Source organism: Methylobacterium sp. J-118 (genome assembly GCF_057836565.1).
Window position 1 is genome coordinate 1,708,746 of the sequence record NZ_JBYQFA010000001.1, and the last position, 23,879, is coordinate 1,732,624.

The 23,879-nt window shown below is 74.3% G+C and carries 26 protein-coding genes and 2 pseudogenes; 7 read left to right on the forward strand and 21 right to left on the reverse strand.

Annotated features, from left to right (window positions below):
- Positions 1-423: 423 nt before the first annotated feature.
- The 9 genes from ccmI to AC3IF3_RS08255 all read right to left on the reverse strand — a co-directional run bounded on the left by ccmI (position 424) and on the right by AC3IF3_RS08255 (position 7,659).
- Positions 424-1,914, reverse strand: a complete 1,491-nt coding sequence (gene ccmI, locus AC3IF3_RS08215; RefSeq protein ID WP_489228194.1) for a c-type cytochrome biogenesis protein CcmI — start codon at positions 1,912-1,914, stop codon at positions 424-426.
- Between the two features lie 166 nt (positions 1,915-2,080).
- Positions 2,081-3,499 (reverse strand): ATP-binding protein, encoded by a 1,419-nt coding sequence (locus tag AC3IF3_RS08220; protein ID WP_243968998.1) that lies wholly within the window; start codon positions 3,497-3,499, stop codon positions 2,081-2,083.
- Between the two features lie 15 nt (positions 3,500-3,514).
- Positions 3,515-4,672: a 2-methylaconitate cis-trans isomerase PrpF family protein gene (locus tag AC3IF3_RS08225; RefSeq protein ID WP_489228196.1), complete on the reverse strand. Its 1,158-nt coding sequence runs from the start codon at positions 4,670-4,672 to the stop codon at positions 3,515-3,517.
- The gene (locus AC3IF3_RS08230; RefSeq protein WP_243968994.1) at positions 4,669-5,346 is read right to left on the reverse strand and encodes a response regulator transcription factor; all 678 of its coding nucleotides are present in this window, start codon (positions 5,344-5,346) and stop codon (positions 4,669-4,671) included. The genes AC3IF3_RS08225 and AC3IF3_RS08230 overlap by 4 nt, the downstream gene beginning before the upstream one ends.
- A gap of 35 nt (positions 5,347-5,381) precedes the next feature.
- Positions 5,382-5,753 (reverse strand): PepSY domain-containing protein, encoded by a 372-nt coding sequence (locus AC3IF3_RS08235; RefSeq protein WP_489215136.1) that lies wholly within the window; start codon positions 5,751-5,753, stop codon positions 5,382-5,384.
- A 189-nt stretch (positions 5,754-5,942) separates the two neighbouring features.
- Positions 5,943-6,164, reverse strand: coding sequence for a hypothetical protein (locus tag AC3IF3_RS08240; RefSeq protein WP_243968990.1), 222 nt, complete (start codon positions 6,162-6,164; stop codon positions 5,943-5,945).
- Between the two features lies 1 nt (position 6,165).
- Entirely contained in the window at positions 6,166-6,525 is a 360-nt protein-coding gene (locus tag AC3IF3_RS08245; protein WP_489228198.1) for a hypothetical protein, read from the reverse strand.
- 37 nt (positions 6,526-6,562) lie between these two features.
- Positions 6,563-7,090, reverse strand: coding sequence for a hypothetical protein (locus tag AC3IF3_RS08250; protein ID WP_243968986.1), 528 nt, complete (start codon positions 7,088-7,090; stop codon positions 6,563-6,565).
- 59 nt (positions 7,091-7,149) lie between these two features.
- Positions 7,150-7,659, reverse strand: a complete 510-nt coding sequence (locus tag AC3IF3_RS08255) for a phage tail tip lysozyme (protein ID WP_489228200.1) — start codon at positions 7,657-7,659, stop codon at positions 7,150-7,152.
- A 130-nt stretch (positions 7,660-7,789) separates the two neighbouring features.
- On the opposite strand from AC3IF3_RS08255, the gene AC3IF3_RS08260 reads away from it, so the two are divergent.
- On the forward strand, positions 7,790-8,344 hold the full coding sequence (locus AC3IF3_RS08260) for a GDSL-type esterase/lipase family protein (RefSeq protein WP_489228201.1): 555 nt from the start codon (positions 7,790-7,792) through the stop codon (positions 8,342-8,344).
- A 4-nt stretch (positions 8,345-8,348) separates the two neighbouring features.
- Here the strand turns inward: AC3IF3_RS08260 and AC3IF3_RS08265 are convergent, their stop codons facing one another.
- On the reverse strand, positions 8,349-9,605 hold the full coding sequence (locus AC3IF3_RS08265; RefSeq protein ID WP_489228203.1) for a DUF2793 domain-containing protein: 1,257 nt from the start codon (positions 9,603-9,605) through the stop codon (positions 8,349-8,351).
- Between the two features lie 15 nt (positions 9,606-9,620).
- Complete coding sequence (locus AC3IF3_RS08270) at positions 9,621-13,517, reverse strand: baseplate multidomain protein megatron (RefSeq protein ID WP_489228205.1); 3,897 nt, start codon at positions 13,515-13,517, stop codon at positions 9,621-9,623.
- 506 nt (positions 13,518-14,023) lie between these two features.
- On the opposite strand from AC3IF3_RS08270, the pseudogene AC3IF3_RS08275 reads away from it, so the two are divergent.
- From AC3IF3_RS08275 to AC3IF3_RS08285, 3 genes and pseudogenes are all read left to right on the forward strand, one after another.
- A pseudogene (locus AC3IF3_RS08275) lies at positions 14,024-14,914 on the forward strand (methyl-accepting chemotaxis protein); the annotation flags it as partial.
- Between the two features lie 70 nt (positions 14,915-14,984).
- Complete coding sequence (locus AC3IF3_RS08280; RefSeq protein ID WP_489228207.1) at positions 14,985-15,284, forward strand: type II toxin-antitoxin system RelE/ParE family toxin; 300 nt, start codon at positions 14,985-14,987, stop codon at positions 15,282-15,284.
- Complete coding sequence (locus AC3IF3_RS08285) at positions 15,284-15,568, forward strand: addiction module antidote protein (RefSeq protein WP_243968974.1); 285 nt, start codon at positions 15,284-15,286, stop codon at positions 15,566-15,568. The genes AC3IF3_RS08280 and AC3IF3_RS08285 overlap by 1 nt, the downstream gene beginning before the upstream one ends.
- Here AC3IF3_RS08285 and AC3IF3_RS08290 read toward each other — a convergent pair.
- The 10 genes and pseudogenes from AC3IF3_RS08290 to AC3IF3_RS08335 form a co-directional block, all read right to left on the reverse strand.
- Positions 15,499-16,053 carry an NlpC/P60 family protein gene (locus AC3IF3_RS08290; protein ID WP_489228209.1) on the reverse strand — a complete coding sequence of 185 codons (555 nt, stop codon included), beginning with the start codon at positions 16,051-16,053 and terminating at the stop codon, positions 15,499-15,501. The two genes, AC3IF3_RS08285 and AC3IF3_RS08290, sit on opposite strands and share 70 nt — an antisense overlap.
- The gene (locus AC3IF3_RS08295; protein WP_489215157.1) at positions 16,050-16,925 is read right to left on the reverse strand and encodes a DUF2163 domain-containing protein; all 876 of its coding nucleotides are present in this window, start codon (positions 16,923-16,925) and stop codon (positions 16,050-16,052) included. The genes AC3IF3_RS08290 and AC3IF3_RS08295 overlap by 4 nt, the downstream gene beginning before the upstream one ends.
- Positions 16,926-17,055: 130 nt before the next feature.
- Complete coding sequence (locus AC3IF3_RS08300; RefSeq protein WP_489228211.1) at positions 17,056-17,697, reverse strand: phage distal tail protein, Rcc01695 family; 642 nt, start codon at positions 17,695-17,697, stop codon at positions 17,056-17,058.
- A gap of 40 nt (positions 17,698-17,737) precedes the next feature.
- Positions 17,738-18,310, reverse strand: coding sequence for a phage tail tape measure protein (locus AC3IF3_RS08305; protein ID WP_489228213.1), 573 nt, complete (start codon positions 18,308-18,310; stop codon positions 17,738-17,740).
- Between the two features lie 14 nt (positions 18,311-18,324).
- Positions 18,325-18,675 (reverse strand): phage tail assembly chaperone, encoded by a 351-nt coding sequence (locus AC3IF3_RS08310; RefSeq protein ID WP_489231265.1) that lies wholly within the window; start codon positions 18,673-18,675, stop codon positions 18,325-18,327.
- A 141-nt stretch (positions 18,676-18,816) separates the two neighbouring features.
- Positions 18,817-19,134: pseudogene (locus AC3IF3_RS08315) on the reverse strand (gene transfer agent family protein); the annotation flags it as partial.
- A 4-nt stretch (positions 19,135-19,138) separates the two neighbouring features.
- Positions 19,139-19,549: a phage major tail protein, TP901-1 family gene (locus AC3IF3_RS08320; protein ID WP_243968964.1), complete on the reverse strand. Its 411-nt coding sequence runs from the start codon at positions 19,547-19,549 to the stop codon at positions 19,139-19,141.
- A gap of 11 nt (positions 19,550-19,560) precedes the next feature.
- Positions 19,561-19,977 (reverse strand): DUF3168 domain-containing protein, encoded by a 417-nt coding sequence (locus tag AC3IF3_RS08325; RefSeq protein ID WP_489215165.1) that lies wholly within the window; start codon positions 19,975-19,977, stop codon positions 19,561-19,563.
- Positions 19,974-20,327 carry a head-tail adaptor protein gene (locus tag AC3IF3_RS08330; RefSeq protein ID WP_489228215.1) on the reverse strand — a complete coding sequence of 118 codons (354 nt, stop codon included), beginning with the start codon at positions 20,325-20,327 and terminating at the stop codon, positions 19,974-19,976. The genes AC3IF3_RS08325 and AC3IF3_RS08330 overlap by 4 nt, the downstream gene beginning before the upstream one ends.
- Before the next feature lie 23 nt (positions 20,328-20,350).
- Positions 20,351-20,914, reverse strand: coding sequence for a head-tail connector protein (locus AC3IF3_RS08335; RefSeq protein ID WP_489228217.1), 564 nt, complete (start codon positions 20,912-20,914; stop codon positions 20,351-20,353).
- A gap of 27 nt (positions 20,915-20,941) precedes the next feature.
- Here AC3IF3_RS08335 and AC3IF3_RS08340 point away from each other — a divergent pair, with 27 nt between their 5' ends.
- The 3 genes from AC3IF3_RS08340 to dps all read left to right on the forward strand — a co-directional run bounded on the left by AC3IF3_RS08340 (position 20,942) and on the right by dps (position 23,844).
- The gene (locus tag AC3IF3_RS08340; protein ID WP_489228219.1) at positions 20,942-21,700 is read left to right on the forward strand and encodes a S1 family peptidase; all 759 of its coding nucleotides are present in this window, start codon (positions 20,942-20,944) and stop codon (positions 21,698-21,700) included.
- Positions 21,701-22,248: 548 nt separating this feature from the next.
- Positions 22,249-23,172, forward strand: coding sequence for a S1 family peptidase (locus tag AC3IF3_RS08345; RefSeq protein WP_243973983.1), 924 nt, complete (start codon positions 22,249-22,251; stop codon positions 23,170-23,172).
- 126 nt (positions 23,173-23,298) lie between these two features.
- Positions 23,299-23,844: a DNA starvation/stationary phase protection protein Dps gene (gene dps / locus AC3IF3_RS08350; RefSeq protein ID WP_243973982.1), complete on the forward strand. Its 546-nt coding sequence runs from the start codon at positions 23,299-23,301 to the stop codon at positions 23,842-23,844.
- The last annotated feature ends 35 nt before the right edge of the window (positions 23,845-23,879 follow it).

Genomic DNA, 23,879 nt, shown 5'->3' on the forward strand with positions numbered 1-23,879 from the left:
CTTCAGCCCCCCGAAATCGCGGGACATGACAGCCATAGGCTTCTCCTCTGGTAGGGTCCGCATCATCTATCGTGGCCGCCACACCCCTACAATCCCCGGGCACAGCGACTCGAAGCCTGAAGGGGCGTGCAATGCGGCTGATTGGGCGAGATGTTCACCGCCTTGGATTCAAGGTCTCGATATCGCAAGCCATAGAGCATCACCCCGAAAGGTGGTTTCCTGCTTTCGGCAAAAGATGATGCGAAACCCGGGGGCCTGGCGCATCGTCCTGATTCCGATATTTAGACCGATGCGCTAGCCTCGACAGGACGTGAAAGTCTTAACCCAGACCGTGTTCGACGGGACGGCGGAGGCTCGTCGTACCGACGCTTCACAGCGGGCATCCAACCTGCGGCACGTGCGGAGGATCGCGCCGCCGCGGGGTCAGGGATCGGGCTTGCCGGGCAGGTCGAGTTCCCGGGCGAGCCCGTCGAGCCGCGCCACCGCTTCGCCGTTGGCGGCGAGCGCCATCCGGGCGCGATCCAGGGTCTTGATCGCCTGGTCGCGGTCGCCCAGCGCGCTGTAGGAGCGCACGAGGCGCAGCCACTCGTCCGGGGTGCCGCCCCGGGCGGCCAGGCGGCGGTCGAGGCCCTCGACCATGCCGCGGATGGCCGCGTCGCGCTCCGCCTGCGGCATGGCGCGCACGGCCGCCATCGCGGCCTCGGTCTCGGCCTGGGCCGCCGGCCCGGGCGGGGCGGGAGCGGCCGGCCGGGCGGGGCCCCCCTCCGAATCGAGGCCGATGGCGCGGGCGCCCTGCTCGACCTGGGCCAGACCCTGCGGATCGCCGGCCAGGGCCGCGCGGGCGCGGGTCAGGGCGGCGGCCGCCTGATCGGGCTCGCCGAGCACCGCCCGGGACCGGACGAGCCGGAGCCACTCGTCCGGCGTGCCGCCGCCGCTCTTGAGCCGGGCATCGAGCCCGTCGACCATGCCGCGGATCGCGGCCTGCTGCTCCGCCGGGATCTTCGGGGCGGCCTGCGGCGCCGCGGCCGGCGGCGGCGGCTCGCCCTTGAGGCGGGCGAGCGTCTGGCGCACGATCCCGAGCCAGGGGGCGTCGGGCGGGCTCGACGCTTCGAGGGTGGTGAGCTGACCGATCGCCGCGCCGGTATCGCCGGCCTGCTCGGCCGCCCGGGCGAGATAGAAGCGGGGTTTGGAGGCGTTCGGGTCCTTGGCCTGCGCCTTCTCGAACAGCACTTTCGCCTCCGGCGAGACGGTGCCGTCGGCCGCCGCCGTCAGCGCCTCGCCCTGGTCGGCGAGCAGGTCGGCGGTCTCGCCCTTCAGCCGGGCGATGTTGGCGTAGGCGCGGGCGGCGTCGTCGAAGCGGCCGGTGCGCATGTAGACCGGGGCGAGCACCGCCCAGCCGCGGACATCGTTCGGATCCCGGGCGAGCCGCGCCTCGATCTGTCCCACCGCCTTCATCAGCTCGTCGGTGCCGCCGCGGGCGGCCGCGCGGTCGGCGGGGGTCTGGGCGGGCAGTTCCGGGGAGCCGTAGAGGCCGTAGGCGATCAGCGCCACGAGGGGGATGGTGGAGACCGCGAAGGCGGAGGCCGCCCGGCGCCGGCGCAGGCGCGGCTCGGCCGGACGCGCCGCCTCGGCGGCCCCGGCATCCTCGGCCTCGAGCTGCGCCTCGCGGCTCGCCCGGAGCAGGCGGCGCGCCGCCTCGGCCTTGGCCGACTCGGCCTCCTCGGGGGCGATCAGGCCGCGCTCCAAGTCGCGGGCGATCTCGGCGATCTGATCCTCGTAGAAGGCGGTCTCGGTGGCGATGGCGGTCCCGCCCGCCTCGCCGGCCGGCACGGCGGCGCGCCGCGACATCGGCCAGAGCAGGCCGAGGACGGCCGCCGCGGTCATGGCCGCCAGGATGAACCAGATCGCCGTCATCGAACCTTCGCCAGCGGGCCCGACCGGCCCGCGCCTCCCCACGCCATGTGGAGCCGGCGGCGGGACGCCACGACACCCCCCGGCGGCGGCACGGTGTCACGCAACTCCCGCGCGATGACAAGGGGGCAGAGACGAGGGGTCAGGTCTCCGATCGCCCCGGCCCGCGTCAGAGGGTTGCCGCCCCCACCGGTGCGTCGCCCGGCACCTCCAGCACCGCCCGCAGGCCGCCGAGCGCCGCCTGCTCCAGGGTGAAGCGCCCGCGATAGAGGGTCGCGAGATCCGCCACGATGGACAGGCCGAGGCCGGAGCCGGGCTTGGATTCGTCGAGCCGCCGCCCCCGGCCGAGCACCGCCTGGCGCGCCTCCGGGGGTAGGCCGGGCCCGTCATCCTCGATGGCGACGAGAAGGTGGGGATAATCGTCCTTGGCCACCGCCTCGGCGCGGATCGCCACCCGGCCGTGGGCCCATTTCGAGGCGTTGTCGACGAGGTTGCCGACCATCTCCTCGAAATCCTGGCGTTCCCCCCGGAAGCGCAGGCCCGGCGGCACGTGGACGTCGTAGGCGATATCCTTGTCCCGGTAGATCTTTCCGAACGTCCGCACGAGCCCGGCCAGGGCCGGCTCAACCTCCGTGGAGGTGCCCAGCGTCCCGGCGAGCGCGGCGGCGCGGGCGCGGTCGAGGTGATAGTTCACCTGGTCGCGCATCACCGCGGCCTGCTCGCGGATCTTCTGGGACAGTTCCTCCGGGGCGTCCGAGGCGCCGACCTCGTTGACGATGATCGAGAGCGGCGTCTTCAGGGCGTGGGCGAGGTTGCCGACCTGGGTGCGGGCGCGCTCCAGGATCTCCCGGTTGGTCTCGATCAGGAGATTCACCTCGCCGGTGAGCGGGGCGATGTCGCGCGGGTAGGTGCCGGTGATGCGGTCGGCCTCGCCCCGGCGGACCGCGCCGAGCGCCGCGCGCATCTTCTTGAGCGGCGCGAGGCCGAACCGGATCTGCAGCAGGGTGGTGAGCGCCAGCGACAGGCCGAGCAGGCCGAAGGTGATGGTCAGCGAATTGCGGAACCGGTCGACGTCGTTGACGATCTCGTCGGCGGGCCCGGCGACCCGCACCGTGTAGCGGCCCTCCTCGCCGAGATCGACGTCGCGCTCCATGATGCGCAGGAGGCGCCCGTCCTGGCCCTTGCCGTAGCCCTGGCGGATCTGCCCGATCCCGACCTTGCCGTCCGAATCCGTGGCCGCGGGCAGCGGCACCCCGACGAGGGAGCGGGAGGTGCGCACGTCCCGGGGCTTCGCGTCGGGCTTGCCGACCTGCCAATACCAGCCCGACAGGGGCAGATCGAAGCGCGGATCGCCGAGCGAGAAGGTCCGGCTCTCGGGATCGTTGGGCGAGACGAGATCGGTGGCGAGGTTGTTGGCGAAGACCAGGAGCCGGCTGTCGAAGGACCGCTCGGTGTTCTCCCGGTAGAGGGTCGTGAGGATCCAGGCCGCGATCAGCAGGATCGCCGAGCTCGACAGGAACGCCGACACGGCCAGCCGCACCGCGATGGAGCGGCGGCGCAGGGAGAAGAGGGCGATGAGGTCGATCATGGGGACGCCCGACGCTTAGGGCGCCAGCGCATCATAGTACACCGCCCCCCGCATCAGCGGCCGCGCGGTGCGGAAGAACGAACCGCGCTCCGCCCGCCATCCGTCCCCGTCCCGTGCCACGGCGGCGTCGGCGGTGAGGATGCCCGACGGCATGCCGACCCGCAGGGCCGCGCCGGTGGGGCGCGCGGCCTCGTGGACGAGGCTGCCGTCGATCCGGGCGGCGACCGCGAGGCACAGGGTGGCGGTGAGCGGCAGGGCCTGGTGCGGCACGCCGTTGGAGATCACCCGGGCGGTCAGATCGACATCCCCGGCGCGGACGCGCTCACCGGACAGGCTGCCGGCCTCCCGCGGCGGCGCGACGAGGCCCACGAACGGCACGTGGACGATCCGCGCGGCGGCCTCGAGGTCGGGGGCGATGCCCATCGCCACCGAGGCGGCCCGGCGGATCCGCGCCAGCCGGTCGAGGAGGCCCGGCACCGCCTCGAGGGCGGCGGGCAGCTCGGTCCCGGACAATCCGAGATCGGCGGCGCGGACGAACACGCAGGCATTGGCCGCGTCCACCAGCGAGGCCTCGACCGGGCCGAGGCCGGGCACGGCGAGGGTTTGCCGGACCACGCCGGTGGGGAGCAGCCGGCCGGTGGTGGCGCCGCCCGGATCGACGAAGTCGAGGCGGATCGGCGCCCCGGTGCCGGTGACGCCGGGGATCGCGAGGTTGCCCCGGTAGACGGCCCGCCCGTCCCGGACCGCGAAGCCGGCCTCGATCAGCTTGCGGGTGTTGGTGTTGTAGATCCGCAGGGACACCAGGCCGTCCGCGACCTGCACGAGCCCCTCGTCCACCGCGAACGGCCCCACCGCCGCGAGCATGTTGCCGCAATTGCCCGACAGGTCGATCCGCCCCTCGCGGACCACCACCTGCACGAAGGTGTAATCGAGATCGGCCTCCGGCCGGGCCGAGCGCTCGACCACGCAGATCTTCGACACCGACGACACGCCCCCGCCCATGCCGTTGAGCTGGCGCCCGAACGGGTCGGGGCTGTCCATGGCGGACAGGAAGGCCGGCTCCCAGGCGGCGAGGTCCCCCGGCACGTCCCGGCGGTGCAGCATCAGCGCCTTGCTGGTGCCGCCGCGCATGAACACGGCCGGCAGCGTGCCGGGCACCGGCCTCGCGGTCACACCCGCACCGGCGGCTGGTTGGGATCGACCAGGTAGCCGAGGCCGCGCACGGTCTGGATCAGGTCGACTGCGAGCTTCTTGCGCAGGCGCCCGACGAACACCTCGATGGTGTTGGAATCCCGGTCGAAATCCTGGTCGTAGAGATGCTCGGTGAGTTCCGCCCGGGAGACGACCCGGCCGGTATGGTGCATCAGGTAGGAGAGCAGCCGGTATTCGTGGCTGGTCAGCTTCACCTGGGCGCCGTCGACGAAGACCTTGCCGGAGCGGGTGTCGAGGGTGACCGGCCCGCAGGTGATCTGGCTGGAGGCGTGGCCGGCGGCCCGGCGCAGGAGCGCGCGGACCCGGGCCATCAGCTCCTCCATGTGGAACGGCTTGGTCACGTAGTCGTCGGCGCCGGCATCGAAGCCGTCGACCTTGTCGGACCAGCGGTCCCGGGCGGTGAGGATGATCACCGGCGTCTTCACCCCGGCCCGGCGCCACTTCTGCAGCACCGTGACCCCGTCGGCCTTGGGCAGGCCCATGTCGAGGATGATCGCGTCGTAGGGTTCGCTCTCGCCGAGATAGCCGCCCTCCTCGCCGTCATAGGCCTTGTCGGCGACGTAGCCGGCCTCCTCCAGGGCGGAGACCACCTGCCGGTTGATGTCCTTGTCATCTTCCACGACGAGCAGACGCACGGCTCACTCCCCTCCGAGACGGTTTCGGCGCCCGCTCAATATTGTCCCGCCACGCTGCCGGTGCGCGCATCGACGATGACGTGCACGAAATGCCCGTCCCGGCGCAAGGCGGTCAGCATGTACACGAGGGTGTCGTCGTGCCGGCACAGGCTCGCCCGCTGGATCTCGGCCCGGGGGATCACCGAGCGGGCCGCCCGGATCGCCGCCACGGGCGGGATCACCCGCCGCTCGCCGACCTCCTCGCGCATGTCGGCGGGGGACAGGCAGGTCTCGATCCGCATCGGCGCCGGGCCCGAGACGGCGCCGGTCTGCGGGGCCGGGCCGTCGTCGGCCATGGAGCCGAGGCCGCCCGCGGCGAGGGCCGCGGCGGTCAGGCTGATGGCGACGAGGGCGATGGCGTAGCGCATTGGCAGGAGATGTGGGCCGAGGGCACTGAATGCCCCCTGAATACGTAGCCGTTGGCCTCCGGCGGCGGGCGCATCGGGTGGGCGGAGTGCGGACGTGCGGATCGCGGACGGCATGGTGCCGTCATTACGGCCGAGGCGCCCCCCGGTTCCCGGGCGCCGCCGCCCGCGCGGAGGAGGACGCGGCCCGCCTCAGCGGACCGGATCGGCGCCCCCGTCCCGGCACCCGGCGCCGGGTCGGTCCGTGCGGCCGGGCGCGGCCGGGGCGGCCGCCTGGGCGGTCTGGACCGGCGCCCCGGAGGACCAGCCGCGCAGCCCGAGTTCTGCGCCCCCGTGGAGCGCGAGGGCCAGGGCCGCCGCGCCGGCGAGGACCAGCCAGAGGCGATCGAGGATCCGGTCGAAGGTCAGTCCCATCTCACCCTCCCGCGACGAGGTTCCAGACGGCCCGCAGGGCGGGGATCCGCTCCGCGAGCCACGCGATCTGATCCGAGAACCAGTGCGCCACCGCCGCCGCGGCGAGGAAGGCCAGCACGGTGGCGTGCTTGAGCCGGCGGAGGTAGCGGCGCAGCGCCCGCCGCTCGACATGCGCGTCGACCAACTCGTCGAGGGCGGCGAGCCGCGCCTCGGTCTGGCGGGCGAACCACGCGTGCCAGAACGGCGGGAAGCGGATCGCCCGCGCCCGGCCCCCGAGGGCGAGGCCGGGCCCGGCCTCGTCCTCGGAGGGTTCGGCGACAGGTCCGGCGCGCCTGCGGGGCGGGATGCGGACATGCGTCATGGTCGCGATCTCCCCCGGAGGATGCGCCGGCCCGGCCTCAGCCCTGCCGCGCGGCCGGCGCGCGATCCGCCTCCCGCAGCTGCCGCAGCGCGGGGGCGAGGACGTTGGCCGCGCTCGCCTGGGGATCGAGGGGCAGGGCCCGGAAGATCCGGGCGGCGACGCCCTCGGCCCCGCCGGCCGTCCGGACCACGCGGGCGGGGGCATGGGCCAAGACGTGGCGGGCGCCGGCCGCGACCACCGCGGAGCCGAGATCGACGCTGACGGTCCGGCCCCGGGCGGCGCCGGCCACGGCGTTCTGGCCGAACTCGGCGCCGGCCCGGATCGCGGCCTCGACCCGGTCGCGGGTCATCACGGAGGCCGCCCAGGGGGCGACCCGGGCGATGCCGGCGGTCACGGCGGCGGCGGCGAGCGGCACGAGCACCGCCGAGACCGGCTGGAGCAGCGCGGTCAGCCAGTCGCCCCAGGGCAATGTCACGCCGGCCGCGGCGGCGTGGGCCGGAGACACGAGGGCGGCCGGGAAGGCCGCGCAGGCGAGGGCGAGCCCCGCGCGGAAGCGGTGCGTCATGATCGGTCTCCATCGGTGATCGCGCGGCGGACCCGGCCGGCTCGGGAACCTGTGGGGGCTCAGCGCCGCCCGTGCGGGCCGGTCGTGCCGGCGGGACGGTCGCGCAGGGCCGCGAGCGCCCGGCGGGCCCAGCCCAGGCGGCTGGACAGGGCGACGATGCCCGGCCGCTCGTAGCGACGGCACACCGTTTCGGTGGCGGCTTCGAGGGTCGCGGCGGCCCGCAGGGCGGCGAGCGCCGGGGCCTCGGCGGTGCGCAATTCCGCACAGAGATAGCGGTAATTCGCCTCCCGGACGGCGGGGTCCAGGCCGTGCGCCCGGCACCATGCCTCCATGGCGTCACGCCGCGCGCCGGTCCATTGGGCGAGGCCCCAGCCGCCGCGGGAATCCGGGACGGTGGGGGCGATCTCCTGGATCTGGCGGAAGCCCCCGCTCTCATGGCCGAGATTGCCCAGGAGCCCCGCGGCCTGGATGTCGGTGAGCCCGAGGTCGCGCATCAGGCGGGGTCCGAGGCGACGGCATTCGGCCGCGAAGCCGTTCTCCGGGCTCTTCTCCGCTGCGGCATTCGGCATGGGCGGTTCTCCGTTCGGTGGCGGGTTCGACGCCGGTTCGGGCCTCGTCCCGGTCTCGGTTCCCGCGCGCGTTGCGACGCGGTTCTCGCCCGTGCGATGACGGAGCGGACCGGCGCGGAGGGGGGACGGCGTGGGACGCGGACGGGACCGGCCGCTGGTGTTCATCGGGGACTCGATCACCGCGGGCTGGGGCCTGGCGCGCCCCGAGACCTTCGCGCACCGCGGGTTCCTGGCCCGGGGCGTCCCGGGCGAGACGAGCGGCCAGATCCGCGCGCGGTTCCTCCGGGACACCGCGGGCGGGCGCGGGATCCATCTGCTGTGCGGGATCAACGACATCGCGGCGATCGGCGGCCCGGTCTCCGACCGGGCGATCGCCGGGAACATCCTGGCCATGGGGCGGATGGCGTTCGAGGCCGGGCTGCCCCTCGCGATCGGCTCCGTGATGCCGAGCGATTTCCGGGGGTGGCGTCCCGAATTGCGGCCGGCGGCGCGCATCCGCGCCCTGAACGCGTGGCTGCACGCCTGCTGCACCGCGGGTGCCGCCCGCTTCATCGACTATCACGCCCCCCTCGCCACCGAATCCGGGGCGCTGCGACGCGCATTCACCGAGGACGGAATCCACCTGAACGCCGCCGGCTACGCGGCGATCGAGCCCGTGATGCTGGCGGCCCTCGACCCCGGCTGAAGGCTCAGAAACCCAGGGCCAGCCAGAAGATCGAGACGTTCTTCGCCCCCGAGACCGAGCCGGACGCGGCGCGGCGCAGGCGGATCGTGAACCCCGTCACCGTGAGGTCGGTCACCTGCGCGGCGTAGAGGGCGCCGTCCTCGTTGGCGGCCGCCTGCGTCCAGATGCCGACGCAGCCGCTCGGGAAGGCGCGGTTGAACGACACCGCGGCCTGCGGATCGGACGGGGTGACGAGCCCCCATTGCAGGATCAGCCCGCCCGCGAACCGCACGGAGCCGTTGGCCGCGAGCGTCTGCGCGCCGACCGCCAGCGGCGTCCCGTCGGCGCGCTGGTAATGGCGCACGCGCCAGCGGCCCGCCGCGTCCGAGGTGGCGATGCAGGTGTCGTCGGGCCCCGTCACGATGTCGGCCCGGGTCGGCAGCGCCAGCGTCGCGGCATCGTGGACCAGCGTCGCGGAGGCCGCGAAGCGCACGAACCGCTCGCGGTCGGGCACGGCGCCGAAGCTTGCGATCCGGGCCGCGCCGGTGACGAGGACCCGCCGGGTGCCGGTGCCGCCGAGATCCGTGGTGGCCGCGGCGGCGAGCGCGGTCTCGGTCGAGGCGAAGTCGATCCCGCCGGTCTTCGCCGCGGCGGTGAGGGCGGTGGCGAAGGCGGCCCCATCGGCCGAGACCTTCAGGGCGAAGTCGTCGCTCCCGAGCGTTCCCAGGAGCGCCCGGGCCGCGTAGCCGGTCTCGAAGACCAGCGCGGCGTCGCGGGCCGCGTCCTTCCTGTTCACGGCGATCCGCATGTCGCCGGAGCCGGGCGTGACGTCGTCCCAGGTGAGCAGCGCGGCATCCGACTTGACGGCGAGGCGGTTGGTGCTGTCCGCCCCGGTGTTGATCCCGAGGCGGCTCACGCTCTGGATCGCCGTCAGCGTGCGGCGGAAGCTCGTCCAGGCCGCGCCGTCGAACACGTAGAGGTCGGCCTCGTCTACCAGGTAGGCGAACCAGCCGGCCCGGGGGACCGCGCCGGTCCAGACGCCGTCGGCGTAGCGCACCACCTGTCCGCCGAGCCCCGCCCAGGCGCCCCCCGGATCGGCCGCGACCACGAGGTAGCGGTCGCCCTCGACGGGGCTCGCCGGCGGCGCCGTGAGGTCCTTGTCGAGGCAGGCGAGCTGCACGAGCGCGTCGAGGAGGCCCAGAGCCTCGTTGTGGGTGACGTGCTTCTGGGCCTGGCTCGCGGCGATCAGCGGCAGGCCGAGATGGGGCGTGGCGTCGGACATGGGGGCTCCCGAGGGTCAGGCCGAGCGGACGGGGATGCGGGCGCGGCAGGCGGGTCCGGGGCCGGCGACGGCGCCGATCTGCGCAACGGCCACGTCGAGGACGGCCTGCGGGCCACCGAAATCGGCGGCCTCGTCGGCGTAGAGGAGGGTCTGGGCCTCGGCCCGGAGCGTGCGCAGGGGGGTGCCGGCGATCGAGAACACCGTGACCGCGTAGCGTTCGGGCTCGTCGAGCGGGACCTCGGCCGGCTCCCAGGCATCGCCGTCGCGGCGCACCCGTCGGATCCAGGACAGGCGCACGCCCTGCGCCTCCCGGCGGGCCCGCAGGTGGACCGGCCGCAGCGGCGCGAGCGCGCCGAGCCCGGCCGTGGCGGCGAGCTCCGTGAAGGCCGGATCCCCCGGATCGCGATCCGCCGGCCCGATCCGGTAGCGGAAGCCGCGGCCGACCGCGTCGAGCCGGTCGACCAGCGGCACCACGGCGCCTTCGTCGAGGCGCACGATCAGGCTGCCCGCCGGAGCCGCCCGGCCGGCGGCCGCCTCGCTGCCCGCGAGCCCGCGTAGGAGACGGGAGAGCCGGTAGGTGTCGGCCCCGATCAGCACGGCGTTCGCGGCGCCGAGCAGCTCCACGGCCCCGTCCGGGCCGATCAGGGCGAACAGGTTGCCCCCGGCCAGCATCGCGGCCTCGCCGATCGACGCGAGCGTCCCGCCCCGGCGCAGGCCGACGTCGAGGCTCCGGTGCCGGTCGATCCGCCAGAGCGGCCCGGCGGGCAGCGCCGTGAGGGTCCGCCCCAGGCAGGCGGGGTAATCCACGACCCCCTGGAGCGCGAGCGGTCCCGACCCCTCGGCCCGCCAGATCGCGGCCGTGCCGGGCCAGGGCTCGGCCGCCACCGCGAGGTATTGCAGGACCGTCGGGCTGCCGCGGTCCACCGGCAGGTCGAGGGCGAGCGCCAGCGGCGGCCCCGGAAAGGCCGGCGGCGCCACCGCGGTCAAAGCCGGGCTGCGGGACAGGCCGCGCCCCGGCCCGGCCCGGGGCGGCACCCCGCTCGCCTCGATCCGGCGGCCCGTGGGGGCGTCGTCGATTCGGTCGATCCGGCGCAGGACCGTGCCGCCCGGCACGGCCGCGGGCACCGCCAGGAGGTCGCCCGGCTCCAGCTCCACCCGGCGCGGGCTCAGGGTGAAGACCGCGCTGTCGCGGGCCGCGATGATCCGGTCGAGCAACCCCTCGGCGAGCCCGTCGCCGGTCTCGCGGCGGGTGACGATCGCCGTCTCGATACGGGTCTCGCGCCGCCGCTCCCCGACGGGCCGCACGGCCGCGGCCGCGGCGCGGCGGTACTCGGCGCTCTCGGATTCGGTGATGCCGAGCTCCACCGTGCGCGGCAGGGCGCTCTCCTCCGCCCGGACCTGGCGCAGCACGGGCTGCTCCGCGGCGAGCCGGACGAGATCGGCCTCCGCCAGCACCACCGGCCGGTCGCGGCGCGGCCCGCGCAGGCGCAGGGTGCCGGCCACCGCCGAGACGTCGAGGCCGTAGACCTGCGCCAGGGTCTCCAGGGCGCCGCGCGCCGAGAGCGGCCGGTCGACGACGTAGCCGTCGAGATAGGCCGCCGCCTCCACCGAGACCGCCGCGTCGAAGCCGAAATCGGCCAGGATCGCCAGGACCAGCAGGTCGAGGTCGCAGCCCTCGATCCGCCCGGTGATCCAGTGGCCGATGCGCCAATTGCCGGTATCGGCCCAGACCCCCCGCACGGTCGGGAAGGCCGGGAAGGGCCGGGCGTCCCAGGCCCAGACGAAGATCCCGGCCGGGTCGACCATCCGGCCGCCATAGACCGGCGAGACCGGGTTGTCGGCCTCCCGGAAGCCCGGCACCGTCGGATCGAACCGGGCGATCACCGCCTCCAGCCCGCGGAGCTGGATCAGCTCGTCCCGCAGGCCCCGGGATTCGGGCGGGACTGCGTTCTCGACGGATTTCGGGTCGGGGAAGACGTTGGGGCCGTTCGTGCCCTTGTCCACCGCCGGCACCCCGACCTCGGTGAGCCAGATCGGCTTGGCGCCCGGCACCCAGGCGGTGGTGCGGGTCTCGACGCCGCCGTCCCGCTCCACATGCGGGTTCGACCACCACGCCACGAGGTCCTTGGCCCGGTAGACCCAGGGCTTGCCGGCGGCGCCGTCGGTGATCGGGCGGCGATCCTGGGCGGCGCGGCCCTCCGCGTCGGCGTAGTACCAGTCGTAGCCCTCGCCCGACGCGCCGCGCGCCTTGAGGTAGGCGCGGTCGGCGATGTCGCCCGCCACCGCGAGGTCGGCATGCTCCGGCGCGTCCCGCCAATCCGAGACCGGCGCGTACCAGTCGATCCCGACCGCCGCGATGGCGGGATCGGCGAATAGATCGTCGAGGGGGAAGCGGATCGTGGCGCCGCCGTCGCGGATATGGGCGCCGTACTCGGTCCAGTCCGCGCCGTAGACCAGGGCGACACCGGCGCCGAGGCGTTCGCGCACGGCGGCGGCCAGCGCCCGGAAGGCCTGCACGGCCGGGTAGCCGGAGGCGCCCCGCACCCGGGTCAGGCCGACATACTCGCTGCCGATCACGAAGCCGGCGATCCGAACCCCGGAGGCCGCCCACCGGGAAGCCAGATCGGCGTAGTGCAGCACCTCGGCGTTGTATCCACCCGCGAAGAAGGCCGCGACCTGCGCGTCGGCGGCGGCGGTCCCGTCCGGACTGCCCGGGAGGTCCGGGGCCGGATCGCAGGTGATGCGGCCGCGCCAGGGATAGGGCGGCTGGGTCGCGCCGGGCACGCGCGGGTCGGGGAGCGCGTTGCTGGCCGGCACGTCCATCATGACGAAGGGGTAGAGCAGCACCTCCAGGCCGCGGCGGACCAGCTCGGCGACTAGCCGGGTCAGCCCGGCATCGCTCGGGGTGCCGCCATAGGCCGGGTTGCCGTCCGGCAGGAGCGAGACCGCCTCGGCGCTCGCGCGGGGTATCCCGGCGACGCGCCAATCCTCCGGCACGGCGCGCTTCTGCGTCGCCTCGACCTTCGGCACCACCCGGCAGGCCCCGGCCCGCAGGTCGGTGCCGAACCACGTCGCCACCACGGCGACCCGCCGCAGGTTCGGGCACAGGGCCTGGAGGGCGTCGAGGGAGGCGAGGACGTCGGTGGCGCGCTGGAGCTGGTGCCGGTTGGCGGCCTCGGTCCGGCCGAAGCCGAGATCGACGGTGACGCGGGCGGGATCGAGGCCGAACTCGCTGGCGCCGGGGATCAGCTCGACGGCGCGGATCCGGCGCCACAGGCCGTTGACCGGGCGGATCACCTCGAAGGCGAATTGCGGGACGCGGTTGCCGAAATCGGCGAGCGGCAGGCCCTCGAACACCACGTAGGCGAGGCCGCGATAGGCCGGGGCGTCGGCCGCCCCCTCCTTGGCGACGATCAGCGGATCGGGGGCCTGGTCGGGGCCGCCGGTATGGACCCGCAGGGTGAGGCCGGCCTGGTCGATCTCCTTGCCGTCCGCCCAGATCCGGCGGACATAGGCGATCTCGCCCTCGCACAGCCCGACCGCGAGGTTGGCGAAATAGGCGTAGCGTGTGGTGACCGTCCTCTGGCCGCCCAGGCCCTTGGCGGGCGCGGCGGCGCGCGCCACCGTGGTGTTGGCCACCTCCAGCGGGCGCGTCGTCCAGATCAGGGTGCCGCCGATCCGGGCGCGACCGTAGACCCGGGGAATCGGATCGCCCTCCGTGGAGGTGAGCCCGGCCACGTCGGCGAGCCGCGGCCCCTCGACGAAGCGCGTATGCCGCCCGGAGCCGAACAGGGCGCCGCCCAGGGCCGAGCCCGCGACCGCGCCGAGCGTCCGCCCGACCACCGCCCCGATCGGCCCCCCGAGTGCGGTGCCCACGGCCGCGCCTGCGGAGGACAGGATCAGGGTCGCCATGGCGGGACTCCAGTGCCGATGATTTCTGTGCCTCTCGGGCCCGAACCCACAGGGATCCGGTCATCTGATCGACAGACTTAAAAATTATCCCGTTCGATCGTCAGCAAGAATGGCGCAGCGCGAAAAGATTTATTTCAGTCAATAAGCTTACACTATTCAGGATATAGCGAATGATCCCGCGCATTCACTTGAAAACAATCCATAAAATCTTGACGATCGTGCTCACGATCGGACTCATCGTGTTCGCATGCGTATGGCTTGCGACCGACCGCCTGACCGCGATCGGCGCGCGCTACGGGCAATTCGTCGCCCACGATGCGCAGGCGGCGCAGGTCGCGCGGAGCGTCATTCGTCTGATCTACCAGCTCAATTATACCGTCTACCGAACCATCGCGGAGACCGATGAGCACCAGATCCGGCTGGCGAGCGCGGAATTGAACACGACGGTGGCCGAACTCCGGCAGGACTTCGTCATGCTGGACGCCAAGATGCCGGACCTGCGTTCCGCGATCGACGCGGTGCGGGCGCGGGCAGACCGCTTCGTCGCGGACGCCGCGGACGTGCAGGCCCTCGCCGATTCGTTCGAGGCCGCGATCGGCGGCATCGTCGGCATGGTCTCGTCCGCGGCCACCGAACTTCAGGCGACCGCCTCGGCCATGAGCACCGCCGCCAGCGGAACCGCCGCGCAATCCGTCACGGTGGCGAGCGCCGCCGCGCAGACGGCGCAGACCGTGAGCGCGGCGGCCGCCGCAGCCGAGGAACTCGGGACCTCGGTCTCCGAGATCGGCCGGCAGGCCGGCGATTCCGCGCGCCGCGCCCAGGCCGCCGTGGCCGAGGCCAAGCGGACCGTCGAGCACGTCGTCGCCCTGAACTCCGCCGTGACCGAGATCGGCGACGTCGCCAACCTGATCGCGCAGATCGCCGGGCAGACGAATCTGCTCGCTCTGAACGCCACGATCGAGGCCGCCCGGGCCGGGGAATCCGGTCGCGGTTTCGCCGTGGTGGCCAACGAGGTGAAGGAACTCGCCGCCCAGACCGCGCGGGCGACGGAGCCGATCGGCCAGCGCATCGCCCAGGTGCAGAGCTCGACCGGCCTCGCGGCGCAGGCGATGCAGACGATCGGGGCGCGCATCCGCGAGATCAGCGACGTCGCGAGCGCGATGGCGGCGGCGATCGCGCAGCAGGGCGTCGCCAGCCGGGAGATCATGCACAACTCGTCCCAGGCGGCCTCCGCGACCGGCGATGTCACGCGGACCATCGCGGATGTCGCCGAGGCGGCCGGGGCGACCGGCGCCGCGGCCAGTCAGGTGCTCGGCTCGGCGGACGCGCTGTCCCGCCAATCCGAGGCGCTGCGCGGCGAGGTCGCCGGTTTCCTGGCCACCGTGCGGGCGGCGTGAGGGTGGTTCCGGACCGCCTCTCCCCCGACGCCGTCTTGCCTGGATGTATCCGACCGGATACGATCCCTGTGTGACGATTCTGCTGTCCGACAGGTTCCGGACGTGGCTCGCGGGCTTGCGCGATCATCGCGCCAAGGCTCGCATCGCAGCCCGGATCCGCGCCGCAGGGCTGGGTCATCTCGGCGACGTCAAACCTGTCGGCGCGGGCGTTTTCGAGATGCGGATCCCGTATGGCCCTGGATACCGGATCTATTACGTTCGCCGCGGCGAGGTGACGTATCTGCTGCTGTGCGGCGGCGAAAAGTCCAGTCAGAGCCGGGACATTCAGCGAGCCAAAGCCATGGCTGACAAGCTTGATGGGATTGCCTGATGCGTTTCACCCCCTTCGACGCCTCGGAGTTTCTCGACAGCGAGGAGGCCATCGCCGAGTACCTCGCCACAGCCCTCGATGATCCCGATCCCGAACTGTTCATCGCCGCCCTCGGCGACGTCGCCAAAGCCCGCGGCATGTCACAGATCGCCCGTGAGGCGGGCCTGGGCCGGGAGAGCCTCTACAAGGCCCTGACGCCGGGGTCGAAGCTTCGTTACGAGACCGTCCGCAAGGTCATGGACGTCCTGGGCGTCAAGCTGACTGTCGCGACCGGATCGTCCTGAGCCTGGCCTGACCCGCCCGCCGGAAATCGGAAGACCCCCGTCCGGTGCCGCCGCCACCATCCGGTGAGCGCCACCTCGGCGACGACCGCGCCGTCATGGGCGTGGATCATGGCGCCGTCCCCGGTGGCGATGGCGCAGTGGTGGGCCGGCAGGTGGCGGCGGAAGGCGAAGAGCAGCACGTCGCCGGCCCGCGGCACGACCTCGGCGAGGGGGCCGGGCACCGGCACGAGGTGGCGCGCCGCCGCCGCGGCGAGCGGGTCTGTGCCGGGGGGGGCCGATTCCGCCCAGGTGCCCGCATAGGGCGGCACCGCCTCCGGCTCGGCGCCGTAGAGCCCGCGCCAGACCCCGCGCAGCAGCCCGAGGCAGTCGCAGCCGACCCCGCGCAGGGAGGCCTGATGCCGGTAGGGCGTTCCCAGCCACAGGCGGGCCTCGCCGAGCGCCACCGCACCGATGTCGTGGCCGCTCTCCCTCGGCATCGCGCTCATCGGAACAGGCTCCCGCCGTCGAGGACGTGGTCCGAGGCCGGCACCGGGCGCATCACCGCGTCGTTGCCGGGCATGTGCGGAAACCCCTGGAAGTTCGCCGTGTTGGCGAAGCGGTCCCGGCAGGTGGCGAGGCGCTTGTCGCAGCCCGCCGTGAGGGTGAAGCCGTCGCCCGCCGCGACCGGCCGGGGCGGCGCGGTCCAGAGTTCGATCAGGCTGCCGAGCTGGAGGCGCACATCCGCCGCGAGGCCGGCATTGGCCCCCCCGGTCCAGGCGAGGCGGCCGCCGGTGAACAGCTCGTCCGGGACAGTCCCCGCCAGCGCCGCCGCGAGCGTCGCCGGTTCCGGGACATCGACGACCGTGCCGGTGGTCCGCCAGGGGGCGAGGTCGACCCGGCAGCGCCCATCCCCGAGATCGGCGCCGCAGGTGGCGCGATAGGTCCGGCCGCGCTCCGCGTCGAGCCGGTGCGCGAGGCCGCGCAGCTCCGCCACGAAGGCGTCGCCCTCCCGGCGCACCTCGCCGATCGTGGCGAGGTCCAGGAGCAGGCGCGTCTCGGGGTCGGCCCAGTCGACCAGCCAGGTCTCCACGGTGGCGCCGTCGTAGAGGCCCCCGGCGATGTCGGCCTCGGTGAGCCCGAGGCTGCTCAGCGCCCCGGCGACATCGCCGCCGGAGACCGCGAAGCCCAGCTCGGCGCTGGCCTCGGCGGCCTCCAGCCCGGTCCGGGCGGCGTGGACGAGGCCCGCCAGGGTCAGGTCGCGGTCGTGGTCGGTGAAGCCGAGGGCGACCCCGTCCCGCCGCCGCAGGGACCAGCAGCGGCACAGGGTGGTCACGCCCCCCGCGAGATGGGCCGCGAAGGCCGCCGGGATGTCGCGCATGGCTGACCTCTCATACCGACGGCCGGAGACAACGACTCTCGACGGCGATCGGCCGTCGGCCAGCGCGAACGCGCGTCGCCGCGCCTGCGGCGGCTCGCCTGTGAGGCGTCAGCCTCATAGGCCACTGGTATCAGGGGACGATCTCGACGAGGGGCACCTTCGGGATCTCGCCCGCCGTGAAGGCCGCGAGGTCGATGGTCAGGTCGTCGGTGTCGAAGCGGACCGGCACGTCGAAGGCGAAGCCCGCGGTCACGGCTTCGCCCGCGGCCGGGACATGGCCGGACGCGAAGGCGACGAGCCCGGTGGTCGGGTCGCAGGCGAAGGCCTCGGGCCCGACCTCCCGGCCCGACACCGCCACCCGGACGCTGCCGGCCACCGGCTTGGCGATCCGGCGGCGATAGGGCGCGAAGCCGGCCCCGTAGGTCTTCACCAGCGGGAAGGTCGCGGTGGCGCCGTCGCCGGTGCCCAGCGGCTGGTCGAGGGGGCCGATCGCCCGGCCGGGCGGCCCGGAGCGTCCGTCGACCCGGTCGCGGAAGCGGAAGCCGTAGAGCCGGCCGCGCCGCTCCTCGAAGAAGGCCAGCACCGCGTGGAGCGCGTCGAGGCCGCGCAGCCCGAACCCGGCCTCGTAGCGGCGGCGGGAATCGGCCCAGCGGCCGTTCCGGTGCTCCCGGCCCGAGGCCAGGGTGACGATCTCGGTCAGCCGCTGGGGGCCGCCGCCGGCGCGCAGCGACACGTCGAGGGGGAACAGCACCTCGTGGAAATCGTCGGCCATGGCGGTCCCGGGGGTTGGAGGCAGGGGGTGGCCCGGGCGCTCACGTCGCCCGCTGGCCCCGCGCCACCGCCCGGGCGAGGCTCGCGGTCACCTGGGCCTCGGAGCGGCGGAAGGCCGCCGGGTCGGGGGTCGCGATGTTGACCGTCACGGAGACCGGCCGGGCCGGCGCCCCGCCGGCCGCGACGCCGAGGCGGCCGTCGGGGCCGCGGCCGAGTGGCAGGATCGCCTCCGGGCCGGCCTCGCCCATCAGCCCGGCGCCGCCGGCCATCGGGAAGTAGGTCGGCGCCGCCACGACCCCGCCGGCCGCGAAGGGCTGCACCCGCCCGCCCCGGAACACGCCGCCCCGGGCGAAACCGGGCTCGGACCCGGCCCCGAGCACGGCGTTGAGCAGGCCGGTGACCCCGGACTGGAGCGATCCGGCCGCCGCCCGGGTCGCCGCACCGGCGAGCCGGGTCCCGATCAGGCCGAGCACCCCGTCGAGGCTGCGCCCCGAGGCGGCGCCGCGGGTCAGCGCCGCGTCCAGGCTCCGACCGAAATTCTGCGCCAGCCGGTCGAGGGTTTGGAGCCGCTCGACCCGCGCGGAATCCTGGGTATCGGTGTCGGTATCGATCATCGGTCAGCCCCGTCTCAGGTCCGGTCGGGATAGGCGGCGAGCAGGTCCTCGAAGGCCTCCCGACTGAGCGGTTCCGGCCGGGCACGCCGGCCGAGGGCGGCGGCGAATTCCCGCGGGGTCGCCGACCAGAAGTCGCCGGGGCGCCAGCCCAGCGCGCCGAGGCCGAGGGCCAGGGCATCGTCCCAGGGAAAGGCTCTCGGGATGCAGGTCTGGACCGGTGCATCCGGCTCCGGGCCCGGGCCGCTCTCCGGCGACGGGGATGCCGCCTTCTCCGACTGAAGCGCGGGTCCCCGCTCCCATGCGGGAGAGGGACAGGGTGAGGGATCAGGTTTTGCCGAAGGAGGCGCGCCCCGAACGCGCGGCAATCGCGCGCTCTGTCCTGATGCTCCTCCTCCCTCACCCCAACCCTCTCCCGCTCGGGAGAGGGAGCCCGTCGCGCCCGCCAGAGGCGTCGGTGCGCCACTGTCATGACTCGTGTCGTCAGGGGATCGGGAGCGGCCCTGAGGAGCTGCCGGCGCCTCCCCGAAGGCCGCGGCGAGCGCCGCCCCGAGGGCCGTCGTGACGGCCTCGATCCCGCCCGCCAGGGGCAACCCTGCCACCGCCCCGTCGTCGAGATCGTGGCCGCCGCCCCGCAGGGCGACGCCCAGCAGGGCGATCAGGTCACGCGCCGAGAGCCGGCCGGCGCTGAAGCGCGCCGCGAGGCCGGTGAGATCGCCGGCCCCGAGCAGATCCTCCAGTTCGGCGAGGGCCCCGAGGGTCAGGCACAGGGTGTAGCGCTGGCCGCCGAGGTCGAGCGGCACCGCGCCGCGGATCCGGTTCGCCATGGCGTCAGGCCGCCGTGAAGGCGAGCGCGCCCGCCGAATCGAGGCTCATGTCGAAGGTCACCTCGCCGGCATGGTCGCCCCGGTATTCGAGGCTCGCGATCTGGAACGGCCCCTCCAGGATCCCGAAGGCCGGCACCACGATCTGGAAGGTCTCGATCGCCCCCTCGAAGAAGATCAGCCGCAGGCGCGCGTCCGAGGCCTGGTCGCGGAACACCCCGGAGCCGGCGATCGCGGCCCGGCGGACCCCGGCGCCGGCCAGCAGCTCCCGCCAGCGCCCGGCGGAATCGGCGTTGGTGACGTCCACGGTCTCGGCGTTGAGGGTGATCTGGCGGCTGCGCAGGCCCGCCACCGCCACGAAGCCGCCCGCGCCGTCCCCGGCCCGGATCAGCAGGTCCTTGCCCTTCTGCGCGCCCATCGGCCCTCTCCTCACTGGATCTCGGTGACGGCCTCGACCGTCAGGCTCGCCCGGCCCTCGCCGGTCCGGGCGTCGCGGTGAACCCGGATGGCGCGCACCCGCAGCGTGACGAGGCGACAGCCGGCGAGCGGCATCGCCGCATCGGCCAGGAGTGCCGCCATGCGCTCGGCAGCGTCGAGGGCGGTGCGCACCGAGCCGGGTCGCGCGATCACCGCGACGTCGTGGCTGTGGCGGTGGCGCTCGGCCCCATCGACGGAATCGTCCTGGATCTCGGCATCGCCGAACAGGGCGTAGACCGGGAGCGCCCCCCGGGGCGGCTCGTCGTAGAGCCGGACCCGGCCACCCAGCAGGGCCGCGAGGGCGGCGTCGGGGGTGAAGCGCGCGATCAGGCCGGCGCGGAACGCCAGCAGCGGGCTCGGATCGGTCACGACCGGCTCTCCCCGGGCAGTTCCTCGACATGGCAGACGCGGTCGCGGCCGCGCCCGTCGGGGTCGGTGACCGCGCGGATCGCGAAGCGGCGGGGGCCGGCGGCGAGCCGCATGGTCGGGTCGAGTTCGGCCCGGCCGCGCAGGGTGACCCGGTAGGCGGGCAGCGTGTCGGTCCGGCCGCCCGCGAGGCGCTCGACCACCCCCGCCGGCGCCAGGGCGCCCCACAGGACCGGGCCGGCCACGTAGCGGCGCAGCACCCCGCCGAACCCGTCCGGCTCCTCCAGGGGCCGTTCCAGCACGAAGCGCCGCCGCCGGGCGCCCAGCGGCGGCGTGCGGGGTGGGGGCGCCATCGGATGTCCTCCGGGAAAGGCCGTCACAGCCGCATCCGGCGGAAGGGCGCGGCGAGGTCGGCGGCATCGGTGCGGGCGGCGTCGGGCTCGTCGCCGCGGTGCTCGTAGCGGGCGGCGGCGAGCCGCAGGATCGCGAGGCGCAGGGGCTCCGGCAGGGGCGGCCCGTCGCCGCCGAACCCGGCCGCGACCTCGATCAGGATCGTGCGCCCGGCCGGGTCCGGCACGGCCGGATCGACCCGCAGGGACGGCGCCTCGACCGGGTCGGGGCCGAGGCGCACCAGCCCGGCATCGAGTTCGGCGACGCCGCCCCGCCCGTCCGCCAGCCCGGCGCGGACCAGGGCCACGAGCGGGCTCAGCGGCAGCGGCAGCACCCCGTCCGGCGGCCAGGCGGCCAGCGCGATCCGGTAGCGGCCCGGGACCAGGATCCGGCGGGTCTCGATCTCCAGGCTGGCCCGGACGGCCGTGATCAGGGCCTGGAGCAGCGCGTCCTCGGCGCCGCCATCGTCGGAATCGGAGCGCAGGTAGGCGCGCAGCTCGGCCACGCCCACCGGCTCGACGGCGGCGGCATCGATGCGTAACGGGATCATCGCGCGTTCCTCTCGCGGGTGGTCCGAATGCTGGTCTCGAAGCGGGTCTCGAAGCGGGTCTCGATCCGCCGCCCGGCGGCTCTCGCCGTCGCCGCGGCGTCCCTGGCGCTCGCCGGCGTTCCGGCGCGGGCCATCGTCGGCGGCGCCGAGGCCCCCGTCGGCGCTGCCGTGATGGTCCTGTCCTCGAAGGGCGGGGTCTGCACCGGCGTGGTGCTCGCCCCCGACACGGTGCTCACCGCCGGCCATTGCGCGGCCGACGCCCCGGAGCACCGCATCCATTTCCGCGACGCCGCGGGCGCGCCGGTCCTCGTGGAGGTGGCCGCGCGGGCGGTGCATCCGGGCTACGATGCCGGCGCCGCGAAGGCCCGGCGGCGCTCCATCGATCTGGCCCTGCTGCGCACCGCGACGCCGCTGCCGCCGCGCTTCGCGCCGGCGACCCTGAGCGCCGCGCCGCCGCGGGCCGGGGAGGCCCTGACCCTCGGGGGCTACGGCGCGGCGCGGCCCGGCGACCCGCGCTCCACCGGCACCTATCGCAGCCTCACCCTCCCGGTGATCGAGCCCTACGGGCCGAGCCGGATCCTGGTCTGGCTGCGGGGCGGCACGGGCGGCGCCTGCCAGGGCGATTCCGGCGGGCCGATCGCGGGGCCGGACGGCGTGCGCGCGCTCGCCGCCTGGATCGGCGGCACCTGCGGAGGTCTGACCCAGGGCGTCCTCGTCGGGCCGCAGCGCGGCTGGATCGACGGGGTGCTGGAGGGCTGGGGCCGGAGCGCGCGCTGGGCGGGTTGAGCGCTCCGCGGGTTCCGGGCGACCTGTGAATCAGATCGCCGCCGGATACGGGCAACGGCCGGACCCAGGCGCGCGTCCCCCTCCCCCCTTTGCGCGACGCTATTCACCGATCGCTGGCCGAGACGCTCTCTCCTCCCTTGGCGATCCCGGGCTTGCCCGGGATCGCTCGAGCTTGCAGGGAGGCGTTGAAGGTGGGGGTGGTGCAGGATGGAGCGGTGCGGTGCCGTCTGCACCACCGCCACCCCTGGCCCCTCCCCGCAAGGGGGAGGGGAAAAGCGCTCTGTTCTCATGATGTTGGTGTCAGACTGCGACGTGTGACTCCGGTGGCCTTTGCGGGGGCGGGACGGTCCGTGGGTGCTCCGGCATGGCCGTTCTCGCGAACCCGGAACGATCCGGACTTCGATCCGGGCATCCGACAGCCCAACCCCGTCCCCGGGACCCTCGTCTCCGCAGGGAACCTCAGCTTGGCCAGGTCATTCCCTTACTCTAGGCTCGTCGTGCCGCCCGCTCGTCCAAGACGGCCGTCACCTGCGCCCCCGGAGTGCCCGATGTTCCCTCGCCCGATCCGCCAGGCCGCCCTTCGCGAGCGCCCGGCGCGCGGTCGCCTCGGGGGTGGCCTTCTCCGGGGCGGCCTGCTCGGCGCGGCGCTCCTCGGCGCGCTGGCCGGCCAGCGTCCCACTCCCGCCGCGGCCGTGATCAACGGCACGACCACCCGCGATCCCGACGGGGCGCGCAGCTTCGTGGTGCGCATCGAGAGCACCGAGGGCGAGATCTGCTCGGGCACCCTGATCGCCCCGGATCTCGTCCTCAGCGCCGCCCACTGCGTCATGCGCCCGGCGGGCTACACGGTGATCAGCGTCGACCGCGGCTTCCGCCAGCACCGGACGCAGGTGATCGCCGCGACGATGCATCCGGATTTCGTCCCCGGCACGACGCCCGAGGAACAGCCCGGGGTCGATCTGGCGCTGCTCAAGCTCGAACGACCCCTCGGGGCCGATTACATGCCCCTCGACCCGCGGGGCGCCGGCGCGATCGGCAACGGCGAGGCCGTCGACATCGCGGGCTTCGGCGTCGTGGCCGAGAACCGGCGGGGCTCGGCCCGCGTGCTGCGGCTGGCGCATCTCGTCTCGATCGGCTCGCTGCAGGTCGCCAACCGGGTGACCGTGGTCACCGACCGGCGGCGCATGGCTGAGACCTCGGGGGCCGGCGCGTGCCTGGGCGATTCCGGCGGCCCGATCCTCACCGGCGGCCCCGGCGGCTACCGGATCGTGGGCGTGGTCAGCTGGTCGAGCGGAGCCCTGCAGCAGGGAGCCCGCCGGACCGCCTGCGGCGGCTTCACCGCGGTGACACCGGTGGCCGAGCATGCCGGCTGGATCTCCGCGCGCTCGGCCGAGCTGTCGCGGATCCAGGTGAGCGACGCCCTGCCGCGCGGCGACGGGTCCGTCTGGACGGCGCGCCCGCGCCGCCGGTAGGCGCCGAATCGGGGAGCGCGAACCGACGCGGGGCCCTGCCATGCGGTGGATCCTGCGCATCTGCGGGAACCTGAGGCCCCATCGGCACTTTCGCATCCGAACCCTTCCGGCACACGGAGCGAGAGCATGGCCGCGACCGAAATCAGCAACACCCCCCGGGCGCACAAGACCCGGAACGACACCGATTCGAACGCCAAGAAGGTCTCGATCGAAGCCCTCAACGCCCGGTTGGCGGACGGCATCGATCTCGCCCTGGCGATCAAGCAGGCCCATTGGAACCTCAAGGGGCCGCAATTCATCGGCGTCCACGAGATGCTCGACGGGTTCCGCACGGAACTCGACGACCTCAACGACAAGGTCGCCGAGCGCGCGGTGCAGCTCGGCGCCACGGCCTTCGGCTCGACCCAGGCGGTCGCCGAGCGCACGAAACTGCCGCCCTACCCGACCGGCATCTACGCGATCGCCGACCACATCGCCGCGCTGATCGACAGCTTCGCCGGCTACGCCAACGCCGTGCGCGAGAACATCGACGAGACCGACGAGGCGGGCGATCCCGGCACGGCCGATCTCTTCACCGAGATCTCCCGCGCCGTGGACAAGCAGCTGTGGTTCCTCGAGGCCCACGTTCAGGAGCCCACGGGCGCCCTGCGCGACGGCAACCCGGGCCGCTGAGAACCGGACCCGAGATCGTCGCGCCCCGCCCGTGA